The sequence below is a fragment of the Streptomyces sp. NPDC097595 genome (assembly GCF_044761525.1).
Classification (GTDB): Bacteria; Actinomycetota; Actinomycetes; order Streptomycetales; family Streptomycetaceae; genus Streptomyces; species Streptomyces drozdowiczii_A.
In genome coordinates this window covers 1-25146 of sequence record NZ_JBIWCN010000028.1, presented here as the reverse complement: position 1 = coordinate 25146, position 25146 = coordinate 1, and the positions used below count along the sequence as shown (strand labels likewise).

Genomic DNA, 25146 nt, shown 5'->3' with positions numbered 1-25146 from the left:
ACGCTGGGCTCCCCGGCACTGCCCGGAGGCTGAGTACGCGGCCTTCGTTGCCTCGTTGCCGATGAGCGACCAGTGGCGGCGCAAGCACGCCCAGTTCCACCTGCGCTTCCGCCAGACCTACCCGGACCTGCAAACCTGGTTCACGCAGCCGCTGCGGGTCCGGCTGGGCTGGCGCAACGGCGAGGGCCAGAACCGGCGCCTGGCCCCTGAGCCCGGCTTCGACGCGACTGCGGGATGGATCAACTTCAACGCCCGCCACTACCTGACCTACCTCGCTCTCACCAGCCGACTGCGCATGGACTGGGGCTGGCTGCTGGGCATCGGCGTGCTCAAGCCGTTCCACGTCGCCGATCAACTCGGGCTGCCGCTGCGCGAACACAGCGAGCGGCTGCGCGGGAGCCTGCTGGCGCTCGGCCACGTCCGCGACGATGAGGGATTCCGGGTTCCCTGGGGCCTGATCCGGCTGGCCCTGCACCGCGGCGATGCCGACCTGAACACGCTCACCGGTGACGACGTCGAGGAGATGCGGCACGCCATCCGCCACTGCGAACGCATCCCCGGCCTGCTCCAGGTCGTCGGCGCAGACCACTGCCCCACCCTCAAGCTGGCCTGGGCGACCAACGCCTTCCGCACCGGCCTTGCGCTGTTCCACACCGGCATCACGGACCGGCCGCCCCTGCGGGAGGAGACGATTCCGCCGCCGCGGCTGTGCTCCAAACCGCGGATCGACGCCGTCTTCGAACGCTTCCTCGTCGAACGTGCTTTGGTGCTGCGGCCGGAGAGCATGTCCAGCACCCGGGGCGGGCTGCGCCGCTTTGGCCTGTGGCTGGACACCGAGCGCCCGCACATCGACAGCCTCGACCAGCTGGGCCGCGCCGACCTGGTCGCGTTCATGGAGTCGGTCCACCGGCTGCGCAAGATCAAGCATCCCGACGAGCCGCTCAGCCGGGCCTACCGGGCCGGCATCATCTCGACTGTCGCCGTGTTCTTCCGCCATGCCGCCGTCGCAGAATGGGACGACGTCCCGGCCCGCCCTCTGATCACGCACGCCGACATGCCCCGCGTCGTCGAGCGCGTCCCCCGATTCATCCCCGAAGACCAGCTCGCGCCGGTCATGGACCGCGTCCGGCAACTGGACTGTCTGTTGCAGCGGTGCGCGCTGCTGGTCGCCCGGTGGAGCGGCGCACGCCGCACCGAGATCCGCAAACTCCACCTCGACTGCCTCGACGCCTACCCGGACGGCACCCCACGGCTGCGGCTCGCGGCCGGCAAGGCCCTCAAGGAACGCACCGTTCCGCTCCACGAGGAAGCAGCCGATGCCATCCGCGCGCTGGTCGCACTGCGGCAGACCCAGCACGACCGCGGCATCCACGACCCCGATCTCGGACGCCCGGTGCGCTACCTGTTCCTTCGCAACGGCCGCCTCGCGGGTCCCGACTACCTCTTCGCCAACCCGCTCCGCTCCATCTGCCAGGAGCTCGGCATCCTCAACGGCGTCGGCAAACCAGCGATCCATCCGCACCGTTTCCGGCACACCCTGGGCACCCAACTCGCGGAGAAGGGTGCCCGGATGCAGACCATCATGAAGGTCCTTGGCCACAAGAGCCCTGGCATGTCGATGACCTACACGCACATCTCCGACCCCACGGTCCTGGCCGACTACCAGGCGGTGCTCAAGCCCGGCGCGGTTATCGCCGGGCCGCTCGCCGACACTCTGCGCTCCGGGCAGCTGGACCAGGACGCGCTGGACTGGCTCAAGACCAACTTCTACAAGACCGAGCTCGAACTCGGCCGCTGCCTGCGTCTGCCCCAGGAAGGTCCCTGCGAGTGCGACCTCTACCTGAGCTGCGCGAAGTTCGTCACCACACCTCAGTACGCACCCCGGCTGCGCGAACGCCTCTGCGTCGAACGGCAACTGATCGCCGATGCCCAGGACCGAGGCTGGGATCGCGAGATCGAACGCCACCAGCGGGTCGCCGACCGCATCACGAGCCTCCTCGACGACCTCGGCGAATCCCACGACGAGCCGACCGGCTGAGTCGGCAACCCAGCCAGATCGCTGGTCGAACAGCCTCGTCCGCGACAGGATGCCGCCATGCACCATGCTGACGAAGAATCCGAGCTGCTCAAGCTGATCCGCCGCTACGTCACACCCGACCGGCGGTACCTCAAACTCGGTGGCAGCCTTCTCGGCATGAGCGGGCGCGAACGCGCCAAATTCACGCGGAAGCTGGGTAAGGCCGCCAGTGAGATCAGCCCCCGCGAACTGGACGTCCTGCTCGACGGAGGATGGCGCGAGCGCAAGACGGCAGTCTGGCTCATCGCCGTTTCCGGCAGGACCGAGTTCCGCGAACGCCTCGGCGAACTCCTGCTCGCCAGCGAAGGACCCTACGCGGGGCAGGCCTACTGCGTCGCCCTCGCCACCTTCGGCACCCCTGCCGACGCCGACCTCTTGGTCGCTTACCTCGACCGCTACCTGCGCCGCCCCGACCTCTACTACGACCAGACAGCCGCCCTCGGCGCGCTCCTGTTGCTTGACACCCGGCCCGGTGCCGGCCAGGCGGCCCGGTTCCTCACCCCGGACGGACTCTGGCAGCAGTGGATCGATGGACCGCCCAGCAAGGACCGCGACGCCCCCGACAGCTACCGCGAGTTCATCGGCCAGCTCTGTGTTGTCGCTGATGAGAGCGCCAGACACTGCACGGCAAGGAGATGACGACCCCCCACTCGGCAGGGTGACACCCGATCGAAGGAAGCCACCGCCACAGAACCCCAAACTGTCCAGATAAGCGAGGAAGGTCCGCTCGCGGCGGTGCGGGGCCCCGACGTCGGAGGCGCGAAGCACGAGCCACTTCGCGTCGTACCCGAGGTCGGCCAGGGATCCGAGTACGGCACCGAGTGCCCGCAGAGCAGGCTGACCTGCGGTGTCTCCCAGACACCACGGGCAGGGTTCCACGTCGCCAGGGGAACCGGCGGGGGAGGTGAGGAGGCCGCGCACATTCTCGATCACAACCAGGCAGGGTCGGAGGGCTGCGACCGCACGGGCGACGTGCAGCCAGAGCCCGGAGCGGGTCTGGGCGTTGAGTCCGGCCCGGCGGCCGGCGACCGAGACGTCTTTGACAGGGGAAGCCGGCCGTCAGGACGCACACCCGGGGGACGGTGGACCAGTCGACGGCGGTGATATCGCCCAGGTTCGGGACGCCGGGCCAGTGGCGGGCCAGGATGCGTGAGGCGTTCGGGTCGACCTCGGCATGCCAGGCGAGCGTGCCGCCGAGCGCGGACTGCACACCCAGGTCGAGGCCGCCGTACCCCGAGCAGAGAGACCCGATCAACGGGGCCGCGAGGCTCGGGGCCGAGGCGCGCAGGTCCAGCGCGGGCGCGGAGATGGGGTAGATCAAGACGAGTTCCAGAGGCAGAAGAGGCTGGTGGGGAGGGGGCCTCACGGGTGGCCGCGCGAGGGTGGTCGGGCCGTCGACAGCGTGGGGAGACGGCTGGCCGGGGCTGGGGGTGACGCGCCTGGGCGTGGTGTGCTGCGGGCGCGGGCGGCCTTAATTCGGTCGGACGGCGGCTCGGCCGCCGACGGAGCGGATGCCGTGGCCTTCGGAGCCGGACTGCTGTTCGCGGTGGCCCAGCGGGCACGTACTTCGTCGAGCGGACCGAGTTCGTGCAGGGCGTGGTTGATCAGCCGGCCGGGCCCCAGAACCTCGTCCTGGGCCAGGGTCCGGATGGATCGCGCGGAGGCGGCGGCGGTGCGGGTGACGGAGGAGCGCATCACCCGCTGTCCGAACCAGTCAGCGCTTCCGGGGACCGTGCCTTCGCAGACGGCGGTCAGCTGCTCGCTCGACACAGTGCCGTCGGCCAGCAGACCGCGTCGCTGGGCCTCCCAGAGCAGGGTGATCCGGTCGATGGGTTCGCCCCGGTGGTGCAGCGCGCCCAGGCACCGGTAGAGCTGCCCGTGGGTCGGGTCGGCAAAGTCTCCCGGCCGCAGCCAGGCCACCACCTCGCCCATGGCCCCCGGCTGTTCGGCGAGTACGGCGAGAAGGAACCGCTCGTCTTCGGCGACCTGGCCGCTCTGTGCGGGAGGCAGGGTGTTGGTGGCGGCGGAGGGCCCAGCGGTGGGTGGGACCGGTCGAGGGTCGGCTCCCCAGCGACGCGCAAGATCGGTGAGTACGCCGGTCAAGACGTCCGCCGTGCGCAACGCTCCCTCGACCTCGCCCTGAACGGCGTCGGCCCGAGCCGCCTGGTGGAGACGGATCGCGTGCTGGGCGACGGTGCGGTGAATCGCCCCCTCCAGCACCATGCGGCCGTACACCGGGGCGTGCTCGGTTCGGGGACACGCCTGGATCAGGGTGTGGGCGTACACCGCGGTCAGCCCGCGCACGTGCTGTCCGGCCTCCTCGACCGCGTCGGTCACCCACGACAGCGGCAACGGACCATCGACCGAGAGCGCGGGATGCCCGTCGTTGCGCAGCTTGCGGAGGGCGGCGAACAGCGCCTGGTGGAAGGGCCGATAGAAGTGGTCCGCAGCGAGCCACTCCAGGTGCGTGAGCTGCTCGGGGTCGAGGAGTGCGGCACCGAGGACCGCCTGCTCTGCACTCATCAGCGGGTTCACCACCGGCCTCCGGGATCAACGCAGGACGCCTCGTCCTGCCGGATGAGGAGGTCGGCGACTGCCTGGTCGGCAGCGGCCATCGACAGCGCGAAGTTGTCTAGGACAGTGGTGAAGGCGGGATCGGAGGCGGGAACCGAGCCTGCCCCGCCGTCAAGCCACCACCGTCCACCGCGCAGGACGACCGGAGCGTGGGCCAACCGCCCCTGCTGTGGTGCGGGCGCGCTCATGCCGACAGTCCAAGATCGTCCTGGTCGATGCTCTTCGCGAGGGCACGCTCGGTGATGGCCTTCGTGGCGCGAGCGGAAGCCGGTCCGACCACCTTGGCGGAGGGCTCCTTGTACCAGGGCTTGAGGTTGAGCATGGCGACCCGGATGCCGGTGGCCAGTAGCAGCACCTTGCCCTTGGGTAGGGCGCGGATGGCGTCCGGCGGAAGGATCCGCTCGGTGCGCATGCTCACCGAGGTGGACTTGCCGCCCTCGCTGGTCGACACCGAGGTGGTCTGGACGTCGTGATCGCCGACCTGACGGCTGAGCCGGTCGGCGAAGTCCGCGTCGTCGATGCCCGATCCGATGATCTTGATGGTGGCGGCGGAGTACAGGGCGTCCATACCGGCCTCGCCCCAGCACCGCTGGCCCTGACGGTAGGACTGCAGGATCGTCATCGGGATGATGCCCCGGCTGCCCAGGTGGCTGTAGAGATCAGGGAGGTCCGAGATGCGGCAGACGTTCGCCGCCTCGTCGAGGACGCACAGGGCGGGCGGGTCGAGTCGCCCGCCGGAGCGCTCGGCCACCATCACGGCCGCGCGCATCACGGCGTCGGCCGCCGCCGCGATGATCGCCGACGCGCTGCCGCCGCCGTCCTTGCTCAGCAGGTACAAGGTGTCGCGGGACGTGGCGAAGGCGAACGGCTGAAACTCGGGAAGGTCGTCGTTGGGGGTGACCCAGGCGGCGACGTCCTGGTCGAGCAGGCAGCTCGCGTACTGCCTCGCGGTCTCATAGATGCCGTCGCGCGTTTCGGTCGCGCCGGAGACGGTGCCCTGGAGCTGGGCGGCGACCGCATGGTGGCCGGCGTCGGTGAGCAGGTCCACCGGGGTGCGGTCGGCCGGCATTGCGAGCCAGGCCAGGACGTCGGTGATCGGCCGCCGGTGGGACGCGGCGGCGAGGAAGAGGGCACCGAGGGTGTTGCTCGCGGCGGTCGACCAGAAGTCGGAGCCGCTGGACTCGTCCACGCTCGCGGTCACGAAGTGCCCCGCCAACCTCTTAGCCCCGGCAAGATCGCGGGCGTCAGCGAGGATGTCCCACCACATCTCGCGCGGGTGGTGGGCGATCTGCTGCGGATCGAGGGTCCAGATCGTGCCGACCTCGGCACGGGCGTCCACCGTGGTGGTGAAGGCGTCGTTCGCGGCTTTGTTACTGGTGAGCAGGACTGGACCCGGTGTCGAGAGGATCGCGGGGATCGCCAGCCCGGACGTCTTGCCGGAACGCGGGGCCATGATCGCGACGATCACGTCCTCCCAGGACGCGCGGATCTCCGCACGACCGGGGTCGAGGGTGCCGAGCAGGATGCCGCGGTCAGCGGGCAGGACCTCTTTTACTCTCCCGGCCGCCCAGGCTCGGGCGCAGGCTCTTCGCCTTGGCGACGATCTCCTTGTCCAGCAGCGGCGCCAAGTCCGCCTTGCGGGCGAGGCCGGACTTGGACCCGGCACGCCAGCGAATCCACAACACGGCAGCGGTGACGACCAGGGCAACGGTGAACAGGGCGGGGACGACGCGGGCGCTGACCATCAGCATGCTGGTGCTCAAGGCCGGCCACATCACCTCCGGGTGCAGCAGCGCGTCCGTTATGCGGAAGGGGGCCCATGTCCCGCTCCCGACCAAGGTGTTGGTGAGATTTCCGGTCAGCCAGACCAGGGAGCCGAAGGCCATGGCGGCGCCGAGGATGCCGAACAGGAGGTAGAGGAGCGCATCCGACCCGGTGGTGGTCGAGGGCGCGCTGGTGCGCGGGGAAGGCACGGCGTTCCTTGGGTGTGCGAGCGGGCAGGGGCGGGGCGCACTCGGCTCTCGTGCAGATCATGGGGGTACTCCTGGACGTCTGAGGCGGAACGTTTCAGCGGGGTCGGCCGGCAGAACGAGGCGCGGGCGGAGGTGCTGCGGTGGCCGGCGGACTGCCGGTCGAGGGCGATGTTCCGGCACGCGGCGAGGAGGCGCGGGCCGCCCGCTGCCGGTCTGAATCGACGTTCTGGGCAGCGGACGGCACAGGAGCAGCCTCGGCACCGAGGACATCGTCGAGCAACTCCCGGCTGCGCAAGACGTTGACCATCTGGTGGTGCCGGGGGTCCGTGCGCTCTGCGGGACAGGCAGCGAGACCGTCCTCGGCGACTTCCAACTGCTCACGAACGTCCTGGAGCATCCCGTACGCGGCTGCCAGTCGGGTCCACGTCTCGAAAGTCGGATTGTGATGCGGGTCGTCGAAGTCGAGACGGGCGCGAGTCCAGTCGGCGGCAGAGGCGACGAGTTCGGTCAGCTCGGGCAGAGCCCCGACCAGCGCGCCGTTGACCTCCTCGATGATGCCCGCCACCTCATCGGGCGAGGCGTCCTCGTGGAGGCGAGAAATCATCCCGCGAACCGAGTACGGATCGGCGGAAGCGCTGGGCAGGTGCCTGACCTGCAGCGGCTTGTCGGACCCCGGTGCCACGCTGCGGTGGGCGAGCCGGATGTTGTGCTGCATGGCCGCACCGACGGCCTCGCCGATGCTGGAGTAGTACTCGGGCACGTTTGCCTCTTCGGGTGAGTGGTCCTTGACGGGTGAGTCGAGCGGGGGCGCGCGACGTACTGGAGGCCGACGGCGGAGAGGGCGGCCGGGGTCACCGTCGGGGGGTTGAGGCGCGCGGTGGGTGACCCGTCGCAGAGCAAGGCGCCGTCTGGGAACTGGACGCCGAGGAGACCTTGGCCTGGTTCGCCGCAGGAGAAGTGGCGAGAGCGGCACCACGGTGATCACGGACGGTCCGTGCTGGGGAGTAGCTCGTCGAAGCGTCGCCGACGCGGCGTAGCTCGGCCTCGGAGTCGACGAGTTCGGACTGGGCCGAGCTGACGAACTCCGAGGCGAAGCCGAACCGGTCGGCGAGCGCATACGCGTCGTCGTCCAAGTCGTTGACCTGTTCTCCCGCTGCTTCCAGCGCCTCCCGGACACGCTCCAGCGCACCGTGCTCGGGGTGAAGGAGGTGGTCAACTGCTCGTTGAAGGCTGGCCCCGTCTTCGGCCGCCCGGATCTGCTCCGTGATGCTGAGAAGTTCGGCTCCGGCGGCGTAGGGCCCGAGCGCATGCACTGGAGGGCTCATCCGTGCCGTGTCGAGAGAGGGCGGAAGGGTGACGTCGTAGCGAGCGGCTCGGAGCATCTCGGCCGCATGAGTGGCGATGGCGACCTGGTCGGCGAGCGGAGTGGTGGTGGGCAGGCGATGGCGTCGGCCGTGCCAGTCGTCGATCTGCTTAAAGCCGGCGTGGCGGAGGAGCTGTGCGGAGAGGTCATCGGCAGCGCCCTTGGCAACGACGCTGCCGCTGAACTCGGACGTGATGGTGATCGAGGTAGGCACGGGAGTCTCCGGGGCAGAGGGAGCGAAGGACCCGTTGGAGGTGGGCCAGTGGGCAGAGCGTCCGGCAAATCTGGGTTTTGGCCCGGCCGAGGATCGCTGGTATGGGCCGTGCGGTGGCAGCCAGAGAAGGCCAGGGCGCCGCCCTAGCCCGGCACCCGATCGGGCATAAGAAGGGGTTCTCCGTCGGCTGGTCGGACCCGCTCGGCATCGCTTGGACCGCAGGGAGTATTTTCAGCGTTGCCTTTACAGGGCGAAGACCGCCTTGGCGACTGACATCATGCGGTTTGGGCTGATCCGGGATCTTCAGAAGATCCGTCAAACTTCAGCAGACATAACCCGTTCGACGGGTGCCCGGGACGCGGCCAGGGCCCGATTGACCGTCTGTTGGCTGGGTAAGTGTCCGCCGGGTGGCCGTCTGTGCGTGGTGGTGGCCTAGGGACCGGCGCCCTGATATGCACGGTCGGCCAGGACGGGATACCCTGGCGTTCGCAGATCCGGATGATGCGGTGAGCGCGGGCCGCGGTCAGGTCGTGGCGCCGGCCTGGCGGGGCCGGGGAGATCCACAGTGCCTGCCCGATCGAATCGGCTACGACCTGCACATTCACGCCATGGCGACGATGTTTGTGCGAGTAGTCGGCGCGGCCGTCGCCCACACGGTCGCACTCGGCGAGCGTCCCGTCGAGCAGTACGTACTCCGGTTCGTGCTCGCGTAGGACCTTTAGACCGTGTCCTATGTGGTGAGTCGGCGGAGTCGTTTGTAGCAGCAGAGGGCGGCGGCGAGGCCGAGAAAGGCCAGGTAGTTGCGGGGTTGGCGTTCGTAGCGGTGGTTGAGTCTGCGGTAGCCGGTGAGCCAGGACATGGTGCGTTCGATGACCCATCTTCGGCGCCCTAAGCGTTCGCTGGACTCGACTCCCTTGCGGGCGATGCGCACGCCGATGTGCTTGCCCCATAACCACTTCCGCAGGTGGGGGACGTCGTATGCTTTGTCCGCATGCAGGCGCTGGGGCTTGAAGTAGCGGCCGCGGTGGGGGTCGTGTCTCGTTTGGTGACCTGTGATCATGGGCTTCAGGGCGAGGCTGTCGTGGGTGTTCGCCGCGGAGAGGCCGACGAGGAGGGGCAGTCCGTTCGCGTCCGACAGGACGTGCATCTTGGAACCCGGCTTGCCCCGGTCCACGGGGCTCGGACCTGTGAGTTCGCCCCCCTTTTAGCCCTCACATGCGCGGAGTCGAGCACGGCCCGGGACAGGTCGAGCAGGCCGGCGTCGTCCAGGCGGTGCAGGATCTCTTCGTGTAGTCGGCCCCAGACACCGGCTCTCGACCAGATCAGGAACCTGCGGTGGGCTGTCGACTTCGATATCCCAAAGCACGGCGGCAAGGCCCGCCAGGCGCATCCGCTGACCAGGACGTAGATGATCGCGGCGAACAGCGTCTCATCAGGCGTGTCCTGCGTCCCGCCGCCCTGCGGCCGCACCTTCGACGGTGGGATCAGCGGCTCGGCGATCTCCCATAGCCCGTCCGGAACAATCCAACTCCACGTACCCCGCCCCATGACGAGCCCAACGAGCCCGCCCCACGTAGGACACGGTCTTAGACATCGCTTCTTATGGCGTGAAGGCTCATTGGTCTGTGCATGGCGGATCTGAGTGAACGGTTGGTGCCGGATGAGTTGTGGGTGTTGTTCCGGCGGTGGTGCCGCCCACGGAGGTGAGGCGTCCGCAGGGTGAAGGGCGGCGTTGGGCTGGCGACCGTGCGGTTCTGGCGACGGTCATCTTCGTGGCTACCTCTGGCTGTACGTGGCGCCAGCTTCCGCGTGCGTTTGCAGAGGCGATGTGTTGCCTGCAGGCGGCCCGCATCGCGCTCACCTCGGCGTGTACCGTCGGGTCCAGGGTGGCGGTGACCTGGATTTCTTCTGATCGCGACGATCGCGCCGACCGAAGGGTTCCGACGGTCGTGACGGGGCAGGGCTCTGTAGGCGGTCACTCTTCCGGCTCGGTGGGCGGAACCTCGAGATCGGTCCGTTCGCCGGCGACGAGGGCTCCAGGGAGTTCGACACCCTCCATGAAGGTGACGTCGCTGAACTCCGCACCCTCGCGGAACGTGACCCTGCGGAAACCGGCGTGCCCGTGAAAGAACAGGCTTCTGCAGAGGAGGGGGCGCAGGAAGGTGGAGAAGTCGAAGGACGCCGTGCTTCTGAACTTCCCACCGGCCAGCAGGACCGGGCCGTTGAAGGTCGCGTAGGCAAAGGAGGCGCGGTCCTCAAACAACGCCTCGAGGGACTCCAGGCCATCATCGAACGTGCTGTAGTCGAACGAGACCCGCTCGAGGAAGTGGACACTGTCGAAGCCGGTGCGCCGCTGGAACGTCGCGTATTCGAACGCGGCTCGGCGGCCGAACTCGGCCCGGGTGAAGAACGAACGCCTCTGGAACGTGGCGTAGTCGAAGGAGAGAGGGCCCCGGAAAACAGCCTCTTGGAATGTGGCATCGCCGCCAAAAGTGGCGTGGTGATACGTGACCTCCCCTTCCGCCGTGAGGTCACCCATGTCCACGTCACCGACGAAGGTCGCGTACTCGAAGGAGGCACCGCCCTCGAACCGTGCGCCGCTGAACAGGGCACTGCTGAGGAATGTCGCGTGGCCGAAATGCGCACCCGACCGGAACACCGCCTCGTCAAAGAGGGCCCGGCCACCGAACGTGGCCCCCTTGAACGACGCCTCGTCGAAGAGGGCCTGCTGCAGGGGCATCCCGGGCAGTACCGCCTCGTTGAAGATCGCACGGCCCAGGCGGACTCGGCCCCCTTCGGCCTCCCGGACCGCCGACACAACCTCGTTCAGCAGCTGGGACGTGAACGTCGTCCCCGAGAAGTCGACCGACGCGCCCGGCGCGAGTGTGGCCAAGAACGCGGCCCGCTCGGAGTCGGACACGTGGGCCAGGCACTTCTCGCACCCAGGAAGCTTGATTCCGGTGCAGCCGTCCGGATCCTCCGCCGTCGCCCCGGTGCCGCAGCGCACCCAGGAGGGTCCCGGCCCCGTCGGGCCGCCCTCAGCCGCCGCGGCGGCGCCGATCGCCCGCCCCAGTGCCTCGACGGGACCCTCGTATAGCCAGCCGCCCCCGGGCTCCGCTTCCGAACGCCCCCCGAGCGGCACGAGTCGGTCTTCCCAGGCGGGACCCAGCGTTACGGCGATCCGGTCGCGCATAGCGTCGGAGACGGCGAGGTACACGGGCGAATCGACGAAGCGCGCCGCCTGGCGCAGCTGGGCGTTCAAGAACGGGTCGCCGACGAGCCGGGCGGCGTCCGACACCGCGCCACCGACGAGCCCCAGGCGAGTGTCCGTCACCTCACCGAGAGAGACCGCGACCGCGACCGTCATATAAGGGCGCCCAGCCACAACGGTCTGCAGTTCGGCCAGCACGCGGCCCACATCCTGCACGGCCGTCGGGCCGTCCAGCATCATCAACAGATCTGGTGCCGCACCGTTTCCGGCCACTTCGGTGACGACACCGTCGATGCCTGTCCGCCGCATGATCGCAGTAAGGGACTCCCTGATGTCATGCCGTGCCTCCGGAGTTGTGTAGGGCGCGTCGGTGTCGCCGCTGACTTCCTTTATCTCGATGGCCAGGCACACGGCAGGGCTTTCCGGCGACGGATGCGGGGCCGGCTCGCCGCCCAGGTCCTCGATCTCGTACGGGGTCGTCATGTGCGTCGCCAGCGCTCGGCGGAAGCCCGTGTCCTCGAGCAGCTCGGCAGCGGACACCGCCTCGATCTGGGGACGCTGTGTGTGTCGCCGGGCGACCGTTCCCACGAAGAAGCCGTCACGGGACACGAGGGCGCCGGACAGCCCCATCAGATCGCCGCTCTCGAAGGGTGCCATGAGTTCGATGGTGATCGTCCGCGTCTTGGGCAGCGTCGTCCCCAGCAGTTCCCTCTGTTCACCCGACCGTCCGAAGCCGCTGACACGCACGGGTATCGGACCGCTGTCAGGCAGGCGCCCCCACCTGAGCCGTGAAGGAAGGAGACGTTCCCACTCCTCGCCTTCGAGAATGCTCTCCTCCGCATGTACCAGGGCGGCGTCCAGCGACCCCTGCCCCGTCCACACGGTGGTGCAGGCGATCTCCCGGCCGTCCCTGCCCACGGCCCACATCTCTGTGCCCGCGTTCACCACGTGGGCGCAGGTCAGCACGAGACGGGGTGTCAAGAGAACACCGGCACCGGAATTCATGCCCGAGCCGTGCCCTGTTCTCAGCGCGACGAGACGAGCGGACGGTTCGAAGTCCGTGCTCTGCCCGGTCCCTTGGAATCCGGATGCCGCCTCGGTGTCCGTCGGTGGGGCAGCCACCGGCAGCGCCGGCCGCTCCGCGAACGGCTGCTGTCCCGCATCCACGCGGCGGCTGCCGACTGTCGCTCCGGTCACCCGCGTCGCGGAGAACTCCCGGCCGCTGGAACGACTGCGGGCGATGTACTCCCACACACCGCGCCGGACCAACTCACGCACCGCGGCGACGTCCCCGCGGAGTTGGGAGCCGAGCAGAGCCTCGCGGACACCGGGCAGGAAGTCGAAGTGCAGGTCGTCCGGCCCCGTGCCGACGGGCTGCGCGCTCCAAGGCTCGAGCAGCCCTCCGAGGGCGACCTCTGCCAGGTGGCCGTGGTCGGAGTCCGTCAGCAGGGAGCGGCGGACAAGCGTCATGATGGGCAGAGTCAGCGGCACGGCCGCCAGGTGCGCCGCGAGCTGCTGGGCCGTGGGGGACGCGGCGGCCTTAAAGCGCTCGACCGCGTCCAGCCCGACGGCCGTAGGGCCAGGGGCAGCCACCGGCTGCTCCGGCGGGGCGGCGGCGTCGAGCCGGAGGCAATGCATGTTCCACCACCGGCCGTCCCCCGAAACCAGGTGAGCCAGCCGGGCGAGGCTGTCCGGGGACGCTGAGACGACGGGTGCGACCGCCGGGGCGGCGGCCACCGCCCGTTTTCCGCGCCGGTGCGGGCGCCGCGCGGTGGCCCCGAGCTGCCAGGTCCGGCCCGCTGCGGCGGGCTGGTCGGCCCGGACCGCGAAGGTGTCGGGCCGGACGGCGCCCCGAGTCCACAGCCGTTCAGGGAGTACGTTCAGCACGGCCACGGCGTTGTGCCTGCCCCACTGGCGGAGCACGCTCTGCACACCGGACTCCCGCCAGCCGCCTGCCACCAGGTCCGTGCACACGAGGATCAGCCGGCGCCCGGACGGGTCGGCGAGCTCCTGCGGATGGCGCGGTGCCGCTTCGCGCCGGTGGGCGACCATGGGCGTCCCACCGGCCGCCGTGCCCGTCAGGAACCACGTGCGGACGTCGCGGAACACACCGCTGCGCGTGAAGGCCCGGCGCAGCTCCTCGGTGAGGTCATCCCACAGCAGCATGGAATGGTGCGCGTCCACGACGAGCGTGAGGTCCGACCCCCGTGTCCGGGCGGGACGCAGTACCGGCGAGGGCATCAGCTGCTCGATGCTCTGTTCCACGGTGAGTTGTTCGTCGAGCTCCTCCCCCGTTCCGCCGTCGGAGTGCCTGCCGACCCGGCGCAGGGAACGCATCACGGCCAGGGGCTCGTGCAGCATCTCGGCGCGGGCCAAGCGCAGCGGGACGCCGCGGAGCCCGTCCTCTGCTCCGGGACCGCCGTCGCCGTAGCCGTCGGAACGCTCGCGCACGGCGGGCGGGAACAGTTGGTCAGTAGGCTGCGTCGACATCGTCGGTGTGCCGTGACGCGTGCCCTCCCGCCGTGCCGCCGCGTCGCGGCCGTGGGCCCCCGGGCCGTGCAGTCTTGGGACCGGACGCCTGTGGGCGGCGTCCACCCGGGCGGCCAGCCACAGGATGTCTGCGATCTCGTCCGGTCCTGCGTCCGGACCGCCGTCGGCGAAGGCGGCGAGCAGTTCCTCGATCACCGGGCGGCACGGGGCATGCGGACGGAGCTCATGCCGACGGCCCGGTGAGGTGGTGCATTACGGTGGCGAGGAAGCGTTCGCGGTCCTCCTCGCCGGTCCATGCCCTGCTAAGCCTGAGCTGGATCGCGTTGAGGAGCTGGTCGGTGGCCAGGTCGCCGTCCGCGCTGCGGTCGATGAAGGACCGGACTAGCTGCTGGTACTCGTCGTGCTCGGCGATGTCCACGCCGAGCCGGCCACGGATGATGCGGGCCAGCTTCTCCGCGTCCGGCACCTCCAGATGGAGGCGGACACAGCGGCGCAGGAAGGCCGGCGGGAAGTCCCGTTCACCGTTGCTGGTCAGGACGACGACGGGGAAGTACCGGCACTGGACCCGACCGCTGTCGATCGATACCCAGTCGCCTCCGGCATCGTCGGTCGCGATCTTCACCGTGGGCTCCTCGCCCCCCAGGCGGGCGAGTTCGGGGATGGTGAAGCCGCCTTCCTCGAAGACGGTGAGCAGGTCGCCGGGCAGGTCGATGTCGCTCTTGTCGATCTCGTCCACCAGCAGCACCCTGGGCCGGTCCTGCGGCAGCAGGGCCGTTCCGAGCGGTCCGAGCCGCAGGAAGCGGGAGATGGACGCGGCACTCGGCGGCGCGACGTGGCTCGCGCGGGACCACCGCGGGCCGCCGTCGGACGCGGGCGTGCGCAACTGCTCCAGGTTCGCCTCCTGGAGGCGACCGATGGCGTCGTACAGGTAGAGGCCGTCACGCAGGGCGCTGCGGCTGGTGACGGGCCAGTGCAACACCGGCCCGAGGCCGAAGTTGGAGGCGATGCTGTGGGCGAGGGTCGACTTCCCGACACCCGGTTTGCCGGTGATCAGCAGCGGCCTGCGCAGGTAGAGAGCGGTGTTGACGACGTCCTTCCCCAGCTCGTCGGGCACATAGCCCTCCCCGCGGTCGACCGTCCGCTGCCAGGCCGCTCCAGAGCAACCGGGCGGGGTGTAACCGGGGTCGGGAGTACCGGAGAAGTTACGCCAGGGTGGTGGCGGCGCCTCCATGAGGCGGTTGAGCCTCTCCTCCCGACTGCCTAGCCCTTGGTAGATCCACCAGTCCTTCACCACTGTCTCCGTCGCTCCTCAGGCCAGGGACCGGTGGTCCATTGTGCAGTCGGGATCGTCCCACAGCAGGACCAACTGGTCAGCTCCGTCGACGGATCGGCCGGCCGCTGCGCTGCGCCGCAGGTCGCGGATGGTGCCGGGCAGCGCCAGCACGTTGAGGTCCGCGGGCAGTCCGCGGTCCGGGGATAGCAGTGCGGCGACCTCCTGCGCGCTGTCGCGGGCGGGTCCGTCGCGCCGCCACACGGCCACGGGCACACCCCCTTCGAGCAGGGCGTCAATTACGTCCTGCGTGCCCGTGCCGGTGGTGTGGGCCACTACGCACGCGGGGTCGGCGTGCGCGCTCAGGTCGACGGCGAGGTCGTCGTTCACCTCTGTGTCGTCCACCACGCGCACGGCGGAGGGATGCCGCCCGCCATGTGTGCGCAGCCAGGTCCACTTGCGTCGCCAGGGCGCTCGGGCGTCGTGGCGTTCGTCGGGGCAGCGGACGACGACCTCGTGGAGCACCCCGAGCGGACGCGGTCGGCTGCCCGTCCTGCCGCGCGGGACCGGCCACTGGTCGAAGGGGATGTCGAGCAGGTCGAACGGTACATGGAACTCCACCCGTTCCACCACGGGGTACTCGCCGTCGGCAGCGGTCGCGCCCAACGCAGCCGAGACGTGGCTCAGTTGCCGGACCAGTTTGTCCCTGACGTCATCAAGGGTGAGCGGCTGGCCCGCCGACTCCCAGATGACCTCGGTCGTGTCGCGGCGCAGCCACATCCGGACAAGGTGGCGGTCCCCGTCGGCGGCCGGATCGAGGCGCACGTGCAGCACGGTGGTGCGCGGCGGCGGCGGTGGGGGCGGCGGCAGGGCCGGCACCCCCAGACGCTCCCGGGTCAGCTCCTCCCATTCCCGCAGTTGCCTCGACCACGCCAGGTCCGCGAGTCCGCACCGCTGCGCGAGAAACCGCACGAAGGGCACGACGAGGGGCACGTCCAGGCGTCCACCCTGCCGTTCGTCGAGATCCTGAGCCACCTCAATCAGGGTGTCGGCGGGCAGGCCTGCGCGGACCGGTGTCGTGCACCCGGCGGCCTTGAACGCCCAGGCGTAGGCGTCGTAGGTGCAGCGGGGCAGGGGTCGGTCGCCGAACGTCTCCCCGAGTCCGTCCCAGGCGTTCTGGTCGAGTCGACCCGCCTTCGGCACGGGGCCGTCGGTGTCGCCGAGGACATCGAGGAAGGAACAGCCGTCCCAGTCCCGGTCCACCACGAACTCGGGCAGCTGCCAGCCCTCGCCCCGCTCGTGAAGCTGCTTGAAGTGGCGGTGGACGGCACGGCCGATCTCCGCGAGTTCGCTCGTCCCCTCGGGCAGTGGTCGGTCTTCCAGTTCGGCAAGCAGGGCTTCGGTGAACTGCCCGGCAGCGCGTTCCCTGTCGTTCTTCGCCGCCTCACCCTCTCGGGCCGCGTAGAGCCGGAACTGGCGCCGCCACGGCTGGGTCGATCCGCCCCCGTAGTCGGTGCTGCCGAAGTTCCAGCGGTCGTCGCGGGGTGCGTCGATTCGACAGGCGTCTACCAGGGCGGCCTGGAGCGTGAAGCGGGGTCTACGGACGGCATCCGTGCGCCACCAGCGCAGCATCGAGTCGAGATTGAGGTGCCGGATCAGTCCCGCGCTGGCGTCCTCGCAGGGCAGGATCATGTCCCGCCCGAGCAGGTACCCGTGTCCGGCCCAGAAGATCCACAGCAGGTCGCCGTCGCGTTGCGCGAGGTCGTCCACCAGCGCCGTTATGACGTTCTGCTCGGTCGCTGGGCGGTACGTGTCCTTGAGGGCGGCCAGCCGGGGCGTAGCGGACCAGTCGAGCGCGTCCGGTTCGAGCGGCGACAGCAGCAGCCGGATGTTCTCGTGCGGCACCTGCGCGGTCCCAGTGAGCCACCCGCTGAAGCGCAGGGCGTCGCGAGCCGCCCCGCGCAGATCCCACTTGCCACTGATCCCGTACTTCTCGACCCCTGCCACGAAGGCGAAGGTCCGCTCGGGGCGTACGGCCGCCGGGAGCATCGTGTGGGCCATCACGCGATCTCTGCGACGGCGTGCGCGATCCGGTCGTAGACGGCGCCCAGTTTCCAGTAGGCGCTGTGGCACGGCAGGAACGGCTGGCGACTGCTGACTTCGTGGTCGGTGACCCTCGGGTCCTCGGGGAACACCGGCTCCGCCATGAAGGCGAGGAGGTCCTGCCGGTCGTAGATGTTGAGCCACCGGGGAAAGCCGGCCGGCAGCGGCTCACCGGGTGCCAGCGCGGTCAGGGCGCCGAGTTCGTAGAGGAACGGCGCCTGTGAGCCGACGGTCACGACCAGTTCGATGCCGGGGACCGGCTCGCCCCGGGCCGCGGCGAGGGCGAGTAGGTCCACGAGCGCGATGCCACCGAGGCTGTGGCCGATCAGCACCGTAGGTCCGGGCTCCGCCGTGATCTGCTCGTGGAGGAGGTTCCGCAGCGCCGCGCCCCTGGCCTGATAGCGGAGGATGTCACCGAGGAACGGCGTGGACTTGGTGGTGAGGGGACCGCGCCACAGGTTGAGGGCGGGCTGGGTCGTCATGCGCAGGGCAAGATTGCCGAGAACGGCCCCTGCACGGCCGGCGACGCCGCGGGCGTCGCCGCCCAGGCGCGCCGTGAGCAGATCCACCAACCGGTCGCGCTCGTCGCCGGTGCAGTCGGCATCGGCTCCGGCCACTGCCAGCGCCGCCGCGACGACGGCTCTGGCAGCGGCGACGGCGAGTTCCCTCGCAGAGGCATCACCCTCAGCCCGGCCCGCGGCACGGGTCGCCTCCGGTGCGTGGGCGATGTCCGTCAGCGCCTGCGGATAGGCCCCGTACAGGCTGGTGTCGTGGAGCAGTCGGCCTAGCTCGTCGGTCTCTTCGGGGCAGGGCGGCAGTCCGGACAGGAGTTCCAGAACCACTGCGCCCGCGGAGCGGACACCCGGCATGGCGAAGTCGTCGCCCGCGTCCCAGCCCATCTCGGCCAGCACCCGCACCTCGCAGAGCGGGTCGGTCAGCAGCAGCGCCCACTCGGCCGCCTCCCGGTCCGGTGGAGCGACGGTGAGGAGATCGTCGGCAGCGCCGCGCGTCTGCTGAAGTCCGGGCACCGAGAGGCCCCCGGCGCTCAGGGTCGCGCCGAAGCGGTCGCCCCAGTAGCAGGACGTCACGTTCGCATCGGAGAACCTGGCGGTGAGAGCGTCGTGTATCCGCGCCAAAAGTACGTCGTGCCGTGCACGCCGCACACCCGTGCCATGGACAAACAGAAAACGCATTGCCGCCCCCTCGCTCACTCGCTCCGCACCCGAAACCATAGCGCCGACACCCGAAGTGGTCCTGCGTAACCGCGAGTTCTGATCTCTCCCGACCGGACGCGCCCGGTACGCGGGCGCGGCGAAATGGTGTTGCCCGCGCCGGCTCTGCCGGCTCATCTCGGGTACACGTCGGATGCAGCGTCGGGCCCCCCGCTGAGGCGGCTGAGGTCTCGTTGACCGGCCTGCTCGACCGGCTGGCCCAGAGCGCGGCATGGCACGACTGAAGTCCTGGCAGTTTTTCCGCAGTTCCCGCATCAACCCCAACCGAATGAGCGTCGTCACCAAAGCCGTCGTCACCCTGGAGAGGCAACGCTGAAAAGGCTTCAGCCACTGCGGCGGTGATGTTCCCTGTGGCATTCGGCAAGGCCCGCACCGGTGCGGCGCTGAACAACCTGGTCCTGACCACCGAGGGCTGCGTCACGCTGATCGACGGCGCGCTTGCCGGCCTGCTCGGCTTGGTCTTCAACAGCGCCTTCGGTTGGCGGTGGGCCGACACGGCAGCCGGATACGTCCTGGTCTACTACGCCGTGCGCGAGGTGAGGGAGATCTTCTCCGGCGAGCAACGAGTTCCGCTCACCGAATGTCCACCGGAAACCTGCGGTCACACCTGCTGCTGACCGCGGTGAACATCACGGCTGTCCAATCGAGATCCGGCGGCCGTCGTGCTGACGTCCGGCATCCCGGCAAGCATTCCGTAACTCCTGATAGCCAGGTTTACCAACAACGGTCATAGGAGGGCCTCCTTGAAAAGTTGGGTCAGCGGTCGCGGGAGTACGCGATGCGAGGGTCAACCGGCCGGACCGCCGGTGTGGTGACGGCGGCGGGGACCGGCGCCCTGCCCGGGATACCGGCACGGGCCGGGCTGGCGGCGAGCGCGGCGGCGCTCAACGGAGACGCGCGAGCGGGACCACGGCCGCGCTCACGGCCGACGGCCGGCGTGGCGGCAGGGCGGGGCCGAGCCGTCACCTCTTGAGCGAGGCGGGGCTGCACTGCGACCTGGAGCCCCGAACGGTGCAGGGCCACCGTGGCGTCGGCGAATTTCCCTAGCGCCTCGACGCGATCGGTGGTCGCGGGGAGCGTGTAGATGTCCAGGCTCGAGTTGTGCCGCCAGCCGTCCTCTATCAGCGCGAGCCCGCTGAGGCCGGAGACACGGTCGTCGAGGGCTGCGACGATGCCGAGCTGCGGGTGATCGGCGAAGGCGACGTCTGGTTCACCGAGCGGACCGCGGTCGCGTACCTGTGCCGTTTCGGGCGCCAGTGCAGGGTCAAGTGCGACGTCCACATCGACCTGGTAGCCAGCCTTGCGCAGCAGCTCGATGGCCCGGCTCGTACGGCCGTGTCCGTCACGGTTCTGGTCGGCCAGCGCGTACAACGTCGGCTGGTCGGGGACGGGATGGAAGTCGAATCCCTTGAGCATCCAGGTGCTGGCCGCGAGGTTCTTCGGGTTCGCGGCGACGATGCCGTGGACGGGGTGGTGGCCGAAGGCCAGGTCGGGCAGCACGTCGTAGTGGCTGGGCATGGCAGATCCATCCGAGGCGGGTGCGGTTACAGGTGCGGGCGACGGGCGGATCAGTTCTGAGGGTGCAGTGCACGGAGGACTCCTGGATCGCGGTCGGTCAGAGCCGGGGGGCGGATGAGGAACTGGTCGACGGCGGCGCGGCCCGCGCGGAAGACTCCGGCGGCGGACCGGTCGGGAGCACGCGCTGGCCGACCGACGGCGAAGAGGCGAGAGCGACCCTCGTCCGAGATGGAGCGGAGTCGGGCGGGAGCACGGTGGCGGCGTGCGCCTTGCTGGAACGTTCCTGCTCCTGGCGTGTCGGTACGCCAAGCTGCTCCAGGCGGGCGTCGACAGCGGAGAGGAGATCCGGCACGCTGCCGCCGTGGCGCGCATGCGGACCGTCCGGCTCGGAGTCGTAGATCACCTCGTAGACGGAAGGTTCAGCGGACCGGTGGCGGGTCACCATCCAGCTTTCCGGGGACTCGGGGTGCTCGGAGGGCGGCTCCTGCGGGGGCGAGATGATCAGCGAACTGCCGTCGGGAAGCTCGGCGTGGACGATGTAGTCGCTGAGGCCGTACTCGACGGTGCCCTCCAGGCCGCGCTGCCCGAGCGCGGAACAGAGGGCAGCCTGAAGGCGACGCGGATCGGACCTAGCGGTCGAGGGCGGGGTTTCGTGGTGCATGGAGTTCTCCGTTGCGAACGTCCCGCCGCACGGCGGGAGCCGACGGGGCGTGGAGCTTGAAGGAGTGCGGTGGTCCATGAGGATCCGGAAATCGGGCAGTTTGGCGCTGCCGTGACTGCGTGCTAGGGATCACCGCGAGCGACCGGGAGCCGGCGGTTGCGATGCCGGCGGGACCTGGGGCGAAGCAGGCGATCCGGCAGGGGCGTTGTGCGTCGAGCGGGTCAGGGCGACGCGAGCCCGCTCGGTCTGCGCCGGCCGTTCGGTGTCCGCCCGGTGAGCTAGATATTCGCCGACGCGCACCAACGCCGTTCCCTTGGAGCCGAGTTCGTGTGAGTAGTGCCAGCCTTCGGTGTTGCGGTGCTCCTCGGCACGCTCCTGGTAGAGGTGGAGCACGCTCGGCTGCGAACCGTCCATAAGCGCCATGACGTCGGCCCATTCGTGCCGCAGCTCATCCGCCCGGAACAGGATGGTGTCGATCCCGCGTATCCGACGGAGGTCGTCACTGATCGGTCCCTCGACGTAGTCGGGGCCGTCGGCGGCGGCGCGGACCCCGGCCAGCACCTCGGGTCCGTGGTCAAGGAACACCTCGGCGTGCTTCCACGCTTCGGCGTCCCGCTTGACCTTCCCGTCCCCGTAGATCTTGTCGTCCAGCGGCCAGCCGTCCGCGTCGCAGAGCGAGTCCGAAACCGCGTCCCAGGCGTCGCACGCCTCGTTGATCCCGGCGGCGGCCAAGGCCAGTGCAGGAAGGTGCCGTCGCCACGCCAAAAGGTCGGTGGCCTGCGACGGCTGGTTGTCACCGGAGGAAGGAGTGGAAGAAGCAGACATGATCGATTCCCGTTGCTGTGCTGGTCGTTGGGCTAGGCGGCCATGCGGGCGTCTGTGTCGAACAGCTCCCGCTCAGCCGGGTGGAGGATGTGCTGGGTGATGAACGAGCGGCCGGCGACCTTCCACAGACCTCGGCCTTTGGTCAGGGCGGACACCGCCTGGGTCTCGACGCCGGTCAGGCCGAGCAGAGAGGCAGCGGCGGCGAGCTGGTCGGGCTCCTGGCGGTAGATGATGCGCGTGCTGCAGTCCGCGAGGAGCCCCTCGGCCAGGACTCGGCCGCGTGAACCGGCGTCGCCCGCCGAGAGCAAGTCGCTGAGCCGGTGGATCACCATGAGGTTCGCGATGCCCAGCCCGCGGGAGAGCTTCCACTGGCTCTGCATCCGCTCCAGCAGCCCGACGTGCCGCATCAGCCGCCACGCCTCGTCGTAGATCACCCAGCGCCGACCGCCATCGGGATCACTGAGGGCCGACTCCATCCACGCGCTCGCGCACGTCATCGCGAGCACCAGTGCCGTGTCGTCACCGGAGCCGCCGAGACGGGAGAGGTCGATGGACAGCATCGGTGTGGTCGGGTCGAACGACACGGTGCTCGGCGCGTCGAACATGCCGCTCAAGTCGCCGTGCACGAGACGTCGCAGGGCATGGGCGAGGTCCTGGGCGGCTGAACCGAGGTGCCCCGTCTGGTGGCCGAGGGCCTGGTCGAGGCGTTCGGGGGAGCCGAGTACGTGCGCGATCTCGCCGAGCAGCGGCACCGTGCCCCGGCTGGCGGCGTCAGCGACGACCAGATCCAGGGCCAGGTCGAGGGCGGTGTGCTCCATCGGCAGCAGGTCGCGCTTCAGCACGGTGCGGGCGAGGCTGGCCAGCAGCAGCAGACGGCGCTTGCGAACCTCCGTGAACCAGTCCTCCTCGCTCACGGAGGCGGGCCGGGCCGGGGCGTCCAGCGGGTTCAACCGGCCGGGGAGCCCCGGGCCCAGGGCGATGCTGTAGCCGCCGAGGGCCTGCGAGACACCGGTCCACTCCCCCTTGGGATCGCAGGGGATGTAGATCCGGTAGCCATGGGCGATCGACCGAGTGGCGATCGACTTCGCCAACGCCGACTTCCCCATGCCGATGATCCCGGCCAGCACCGCGTTGGGGTTCGTGAAGCCCTCTACCCTGCCGCTGTTGTAGAGCGAGAACGGGTCGAAGCAGAAAGCCGCCTCCGCGTGCACATCGCGGCCGATGAACACCCCTTCGGCACCCAGGCCGCCCTCGGCTACGAACGGGTACGCGCCGCTGGCTGTCGCGGTGGTCATCCGGTGGGCGGGCAGGGCGAGCTTGCCGCCGCGGGCGGAGGCCGGACCGGGGCGACCGGCGAGCGGATAGGTGGGCCGAAGATCCGGGTCGAGGGTCTGCTCGGCGCGATGCTTGGGCGGGCTTCCGGCGCGGCGTGCCTGGCGGCGGGCCTCGGTGAAACCGGCTCGGGCGGCCCGCTGCTCGGCGCGTGTCGTCTTACGGGGCACGAACAGAGGGGAAGCACTGGCGCGGGTACGGGGCATGACGTTTCTCCAGGTGAGGGGTGAGTCAGCGGCGGACGAGGCCGGTGAACGGGGCGTGCAGGTCGGCCGGGGTGGTGCGCCGCCGCACGAGATGCGCGGTGCGCTGGTGGCGCTGGCAGATGGTCAGTTCCGGTGCGCCCTCTGGAAGGCCGGCTTGGCACGCCTCCGGTGCGGGGATCTCGCCGGAGTCCGGCCGGGGCGCCGCGTGGTAGGCGGCGTGGAGGTGCTCGGCGGCCTGCCAGATGCGGGTGCGGGCAGCACGGAGCTGGTCGCCCTCGACCGCGACGAGCTGCCCGGTGCGTCCGGTGTGGGCGTCGAGCAGCCCGTACAGCGAGACGAGGTGGGCGTGCAGGGCGTCCAGCTCGGCGCGGGTGGTGACCAGCGGGCCGCCGGGGATGTTGAGTGCCCGGTGGAAGTCGAGCGCGGCGGTGGCGAAGGGTACGAAGTCCTGCGCGGTCGGGCTGGCGGTGCGGGACATGAGGGTGCTCTTTCGAAGGGAAGGGTCAGGCGGCGAGCGCGAGCGGCAGGGCGGCGGCGGTGAACGCCTCGGCCTGCTGCCAGGTCAGCGGCCGGAGATCGAGCTGGGCGCCGACAGCGGCGGTCTCCACGACGGCGCAGGCGGTGCGCAGCTCGTCCTCGGTGTCGGCCGAGACGGTCAGCAGACCGGTCAGGGCGACGTCGGCGTGCCCGGCGATGAGCTGGCGTTCGCGGGACTTGATGTCCTGGTACTCGATCGAGTCCGCCTCGGAGTCGACCTGGCCGCGCCGGGCGCGTTCGGCGGCGTCGGCGATCACGCTGGACTTTTTGCGCTGCACGTCGCGCAGGGCGGCGTCGAGGTTCTTCGGCTCGTAGGAGAGCGACAGCGTGCGCCGGACGCCGCCGGTGAACAGGAGCTGGTGCAGGAAGCCGGCACTGGTCTCGGTGCGCGGCCAGTTCTCCACCCAGTAGGTGGCGTGCACGGCGGTGTCGGTGGCGATGTGGTCCGCAGTTTCGACGACCACGACGGGGCCGGCGGCGGCGGGCTCGGCCTCGGGGCGACCGGCAGTGGACCAGCGGTCGAGTGCCCCCACCGCCTTCGGGTCGTAGGCGGTGCGTACCACTGCGGCGATCTCGCGGGCGGTGAGCCAGCCCGTCGGGGTGATCCCTGCGGTTCGCGCTGCCTGGTCGAACGTGGAGGTGAGCTGGGTGAGGACGCTGAAGGCACCGGTGAGACCGCCGCCGGCCTGGTTGATCAGCCGGCGGGCCGCCTTGGTGTCCAGGGACACCGCGACGTACGCCTCGTGCGGGGCGGCTGCGGGCCCGGCGCTCTGGATCAGCTCGTTGTAGATCGCGCCGGCCGTCGGGGTGGCGGGTCGGCCGTGCTCTTCCCAGTAGCGGCGCAGCGTGTCGCCGGAGTCGGGGATGGTGCGCTCGATCACCTGGATGCGGGCGATCTGTCCGGTACGGGCGAGGGCTGCCAGCGCGCGTCCCCAGCCGCCGACGTTGGCCTGCTGGGTGCCGGGGTCGAGCAGGGCGTAGGCGCGGGAGGAGACCTTGACCACCGCGGTCAGCGTCCCGGTGTGCGGGTTGTGGACGGCGCCGTACTTGCCGTCGGGAGCAGTGGTCACGCGCAGGCTGGCAGCGGTGCCGGGAAGGTGGAGCAGGCCCTCGCGGATCGGCCGGCGGGAGGGCCGGGTGAGCCAGACGAGCTGGCCTCGCATCCGGCGCAGCGCGTACCGGACGACGATCGGGGCCCAGTCCGCCAGAGCACGACCTCGGTGGCGGACGAAGACGAGCAGGGCGATCACGGCCCACAGTGGGATGAGCTGGAGGGCGCCGACCGCACCGCGGGCGAGGATCACGGCGAGAAGGAGAAGGCCGGTGAGCCCGGCGACGGCCAACTGCGGGACGGACAGGCCGAGCAGGACGCCGCGCCTGCTGCGGTGCGGGAACTTCACGGTGGGCGCGGAGGACTGGTGCTTGCCGGACATGGTGGTTCCAGACGGTGGGAGCGGGCGGAGGACGGGGCGCTGGATCAGAGCCCGGCCCTTGTCGCCGCTCGCGTTCGGGTCTTCGCCGTACCGGAAGCGGGTCTGCTGCTTGGGCGGCCCGGCGTCG

At 70.1% G+C, this 25146-nt stretch carries 19 protein-coding genes and 5 pseudogenes; 5 read left to right on the top strand and 19 right to left on the bottom strand.

All coding sequences use genetic code 11. The annotated features are described in order from the left end of the window. Positions 1–61: 61 nt before the first annotated feature. Both ACIQZN_RS32350 and ACIQZN_RS32345 read left to right on the top strand, forming a co-directional pair. Positions 62–2038, top strand: a complete 1977-nt coding sequence (locus ACIQZN_RS32350; RefSeq protein WP_404001657.1) for a tyrosine-type recombinase/integrase — start codon at positions 62–64, stop codon at positions 2036–2038. Between the two features lie 57 nt (positions 2039–2095). Beyond that, positions 2096–2716 carry a DUF6000 family protein gene (locus ACIQZN_RS32345; RefSeq protein WP_404001654.1) on the top strand — a complete coding sequence of 207 codons (621 nt, stop codon included), beginning with the start codon at positions 2096–2098 and terminating at the stop codon, positions 2714–2716. Between the two features lie 135 nt (positions 2717–2851). Here ACIQZN_RS32345 and ACIQZN_RS32340 read toward each other — a convergent pair. The 9 genes and pseudogenes from ACIQZN_RS32340 to ACIQZN_RS32300 all read right to left on the bottom strand — a co-directional run. Further along, positions 2852–3064 (bottom strand): annotated as a pseudogene (locus ACIQZN_RS32340) (C-5 cytosine-specific DNA methylase); the annotation flags it as partial. A 121-nt stretch (positions 3065–3185) separates the two neighbouring features. Next, positions 3186–3287, bottom strand: a pseudogene (locus tag ACIQZN_RS32335) (DNA methyltransferase); the annotation flags it as partial. Positions 3288–3439: 152 nt separating this feature from the next. Further along, positions 3440–4612, bottom strand: a complete 1173-nt coding sequence (locus tag ACIQZN_RS32330) for a DnaB-like helicase N-terminal domain-containing protein (RefSeq protein ID WP_404001651.1) — start codon at positions 4610–4612, stop codon at positions 3440–3442. A gap of 223 nt (positions 4613–4835) precedes the next feature. Then, complete coding sequence (locus ACIQZN_RS32325) at positions 4836–6104, bottom strand: type IV secretory system conjugative DNA transfer family protein (protein WP_404001648.1); 1269 nt, start codon at positions 6102–6104, stop codon at positions 4836–4838. A 79-nt stretch (positions 6105–6183) separates the two neighbouring features. After that, complete coding sequence (locus ACIQZN_RS32320) at positions 6184–6624, bottom strand: hypothetical protein (protein WP_404001645.1); 441 nt, start codon at positions 6622–6624, stop codon at positions 6184–6186. 94 nt (positions 6625–6718) lie between these two features. Next, positions 6719–7384 (bottom strand): hypothetical protein, encoded by a 666-nt coding sequence (locus ACIQZN_RS32315; RefSeq protein WP_386413492.1) that lies wholly within the window; start codon positions 7382–7384, stop codon positions 6719–6721. Positions 7385–7475: 91 nt separating this feature from the next. Continuing rightward, positions 7476–8201, bottom strand: coding sequence for a hypothetical protein (locus ACIQZN_RS32310; RefSeq protein ID WP_404001641.1), 726 nt, complete (start codon positions 8199–8201; stop codon positions 7476–7478). 306 nt (positions 8202–8507) lie between these two features. After that, a pseudogene (locus ACIQZN_RS32305) lies at positions 8508–8923 on the bottom strand (transposase family protein); the annotation flags it as partial. Between the two features lie 8 nt (positions 8924–8931). Next, positions 8932–9749 (bottom strand): IS5 family transposase gene (locus tag ACIQZN_RS32300; RefSeq protein ID WP_404001638.1). Its coding sequence is split into 2 segments (ribosomal slippage): positions 8932–9407 and positions 9407–9749, totalling 819 coding nucleotides; the frame shifts between segments, so codons are not numbered across the junction. A gap of 81 nt (positions 9750–9830) precedes the next feature. Here ACIQZN_RS32300 and ACIQZN_RS32295 point away from each other — a divergent pair. Further along, positions 9831–10009, top strand: a pseudogene (locus ACIQZN_RS32295) (transposase); the annotation flags it as partial. Between the two features lie 167 nt (positions 10010–10176). Here the strand turns inward: ACIQZN_RS32295 and ACIQZN_RS32290 are convergent. Genes ACIQZN_RS32290 through ACIQZN_RS32275 form a run of 4 tightly spaced genes read right to left on the bottom strand, consistent with a single transcriptional unit; the run spans position 10177 to position 18363 of the window. After that, the gene (locus ACIQZN_RS32290) at positions 10177–14097 is read right to left on the bottom strand and encodes an SAV_2336 N-terminal domain-related protein (RefSeq protein ID WP_404001635.1); all 3921 of its coding nucleotides are present in this window, start codon (positions 14095–14097) and stop codon (positions 10177–10179) included. Between the two features lie 28 nt (positions 14098–14125). After that, entirely contained in the window at positions 14126–15193 is a 1068-nt protein-coding gene (locus tag ACIQZN_RS32285) for an AAA family ATPase (protein WP_404001632.1), read from the bottom strand. Positions 15194–15211: 18 nt separating this feature from the next. After that, positions 15212–17233: a hypothetical protein gene (locus ACIQZN_RS32280; RefSeq protein WP_404001629.1), complete on the bottom strand. Its 2022-nt coding sequence runs from the start codon at positions 17231–17233 to the stop codon at positions 15212–15214. Further along, positions 17233–18363: an alpha/beta fold hydrolase gene (locus tag ACIQZN_RS32275; RefSeq protein WP_404001626.1), complete on the bottom strand. Its 1131-nt coding sequence runs from the start codon at positions 18361–18363 to the stop codon at positions 17233–17235. Before ACIQZN_RS32275 ends, ACIQZN_RS32280 begins: the two co-directional genes overlap by 1 nt. Before the next feature lie 328 nt (positions 18364–18691). Here ACIQZN_RS32275 and ACIQZN_RS32270 point away from each other — a divergent pair. Together ACIQZN_RS32270 and ACIQZN_RS32265 are read left to right on the top strand one after the other, a co-directional pair. Next, a pseudogene (locus tag ACIQZN_RS32270) lies at positions 18692–18823 on the top strand (IS5/IS1182 family transposase); the annotation flags it as partial. Between the two features lie 25 nt (positions 18824–18848). Continuing rightward, positions 18849–19124, top strand: coding sequence for a hypothetical protein (locus tag ACIQZN_RS32265; protein ID WP_404001624.1), 276 nt, complete (start codon positions 18849–18851; stop codon positions 19122–19124). Between the two features lie 139 nt (positions 19125–19263). Here the strand turns inward: ACIQZN_RS32265 and ACIQZN_RS32260 are convergent, their stop codons facing one another. The 6 genes from ACIQZN_RS32260 to ACIQZN_RS32235 all read right to left on the bottom strand — a co-directional run bounded on the left by ACIQZN_RS32260 (position 19264) and on the right by ACIQZN_RS32235 (position 25019). After that, positions 19264–20025 (bottom strand): hypothetical protein, encoded by a 762-nt coding sequence (locus ACIQZN_RS32260; protein ID WP_404001621.1) that lies wholly within the window; start codon positions 20023–20025, stop codon positions 19264–19266. A 97-nt stretch (positions 20026–20122) separates the two neighbouring features. Next, entirely contained in the window at positions 20123–20686 is a 564-nt protein-coding gene (locus tag ACIQZN_RS32255; RefSeq protein WP_404001619.1) for a hypothetical protein, read from the bottom strand. 129 nt (positions 20687–20815) lie between these two features. Next, the gene (locus tag ACIQZN_RS32250) at positions 20816–21511 is read right to left on the bottom strand and encodes a hypothetical protein (RefSeq protein WP_404001616.1); all 696 of its coding nucleotides are present in this window, start codon (positions 21509–21511) and stop codon (positions 20816–20818) included. Positions 21512–21543: 32 nt separating this feature from the next. Continuing rightward, on the bottom strand, positions 21544–23049 hold the full coding sequence (locus ACIQZN_RS32245; protein WP_404001613.1) for an ATP-binding protein: 1506 nt from the start codon (positions 23047–23049) through the stop codon (positions 21544–21546). Between the two features lie 25 nt (positions 23050–23074). Next, complete coding sequence (locus ACIQZN_RS32240; protein ID WP_404001610.1) at positions 23075–23527, bottom strand: DUF6238 family protein; 453 nt, start codon at positions 23525–23527, stop codon at positions 23075–23077. Between the two features lie 25 nt (positions 23528–23552). Further along, positions 23553–25019, bottom strand: coding sequence for an SCO6880 family protein (locus ACIQZN_RS32235; protein WP_404001846.1), 1467 nt, complete (start codon positions 25017–25019; stop codon positions 23553–23555). Between the last annotated feature and the right edge of the window lie 127 nt (positions 25020–25146).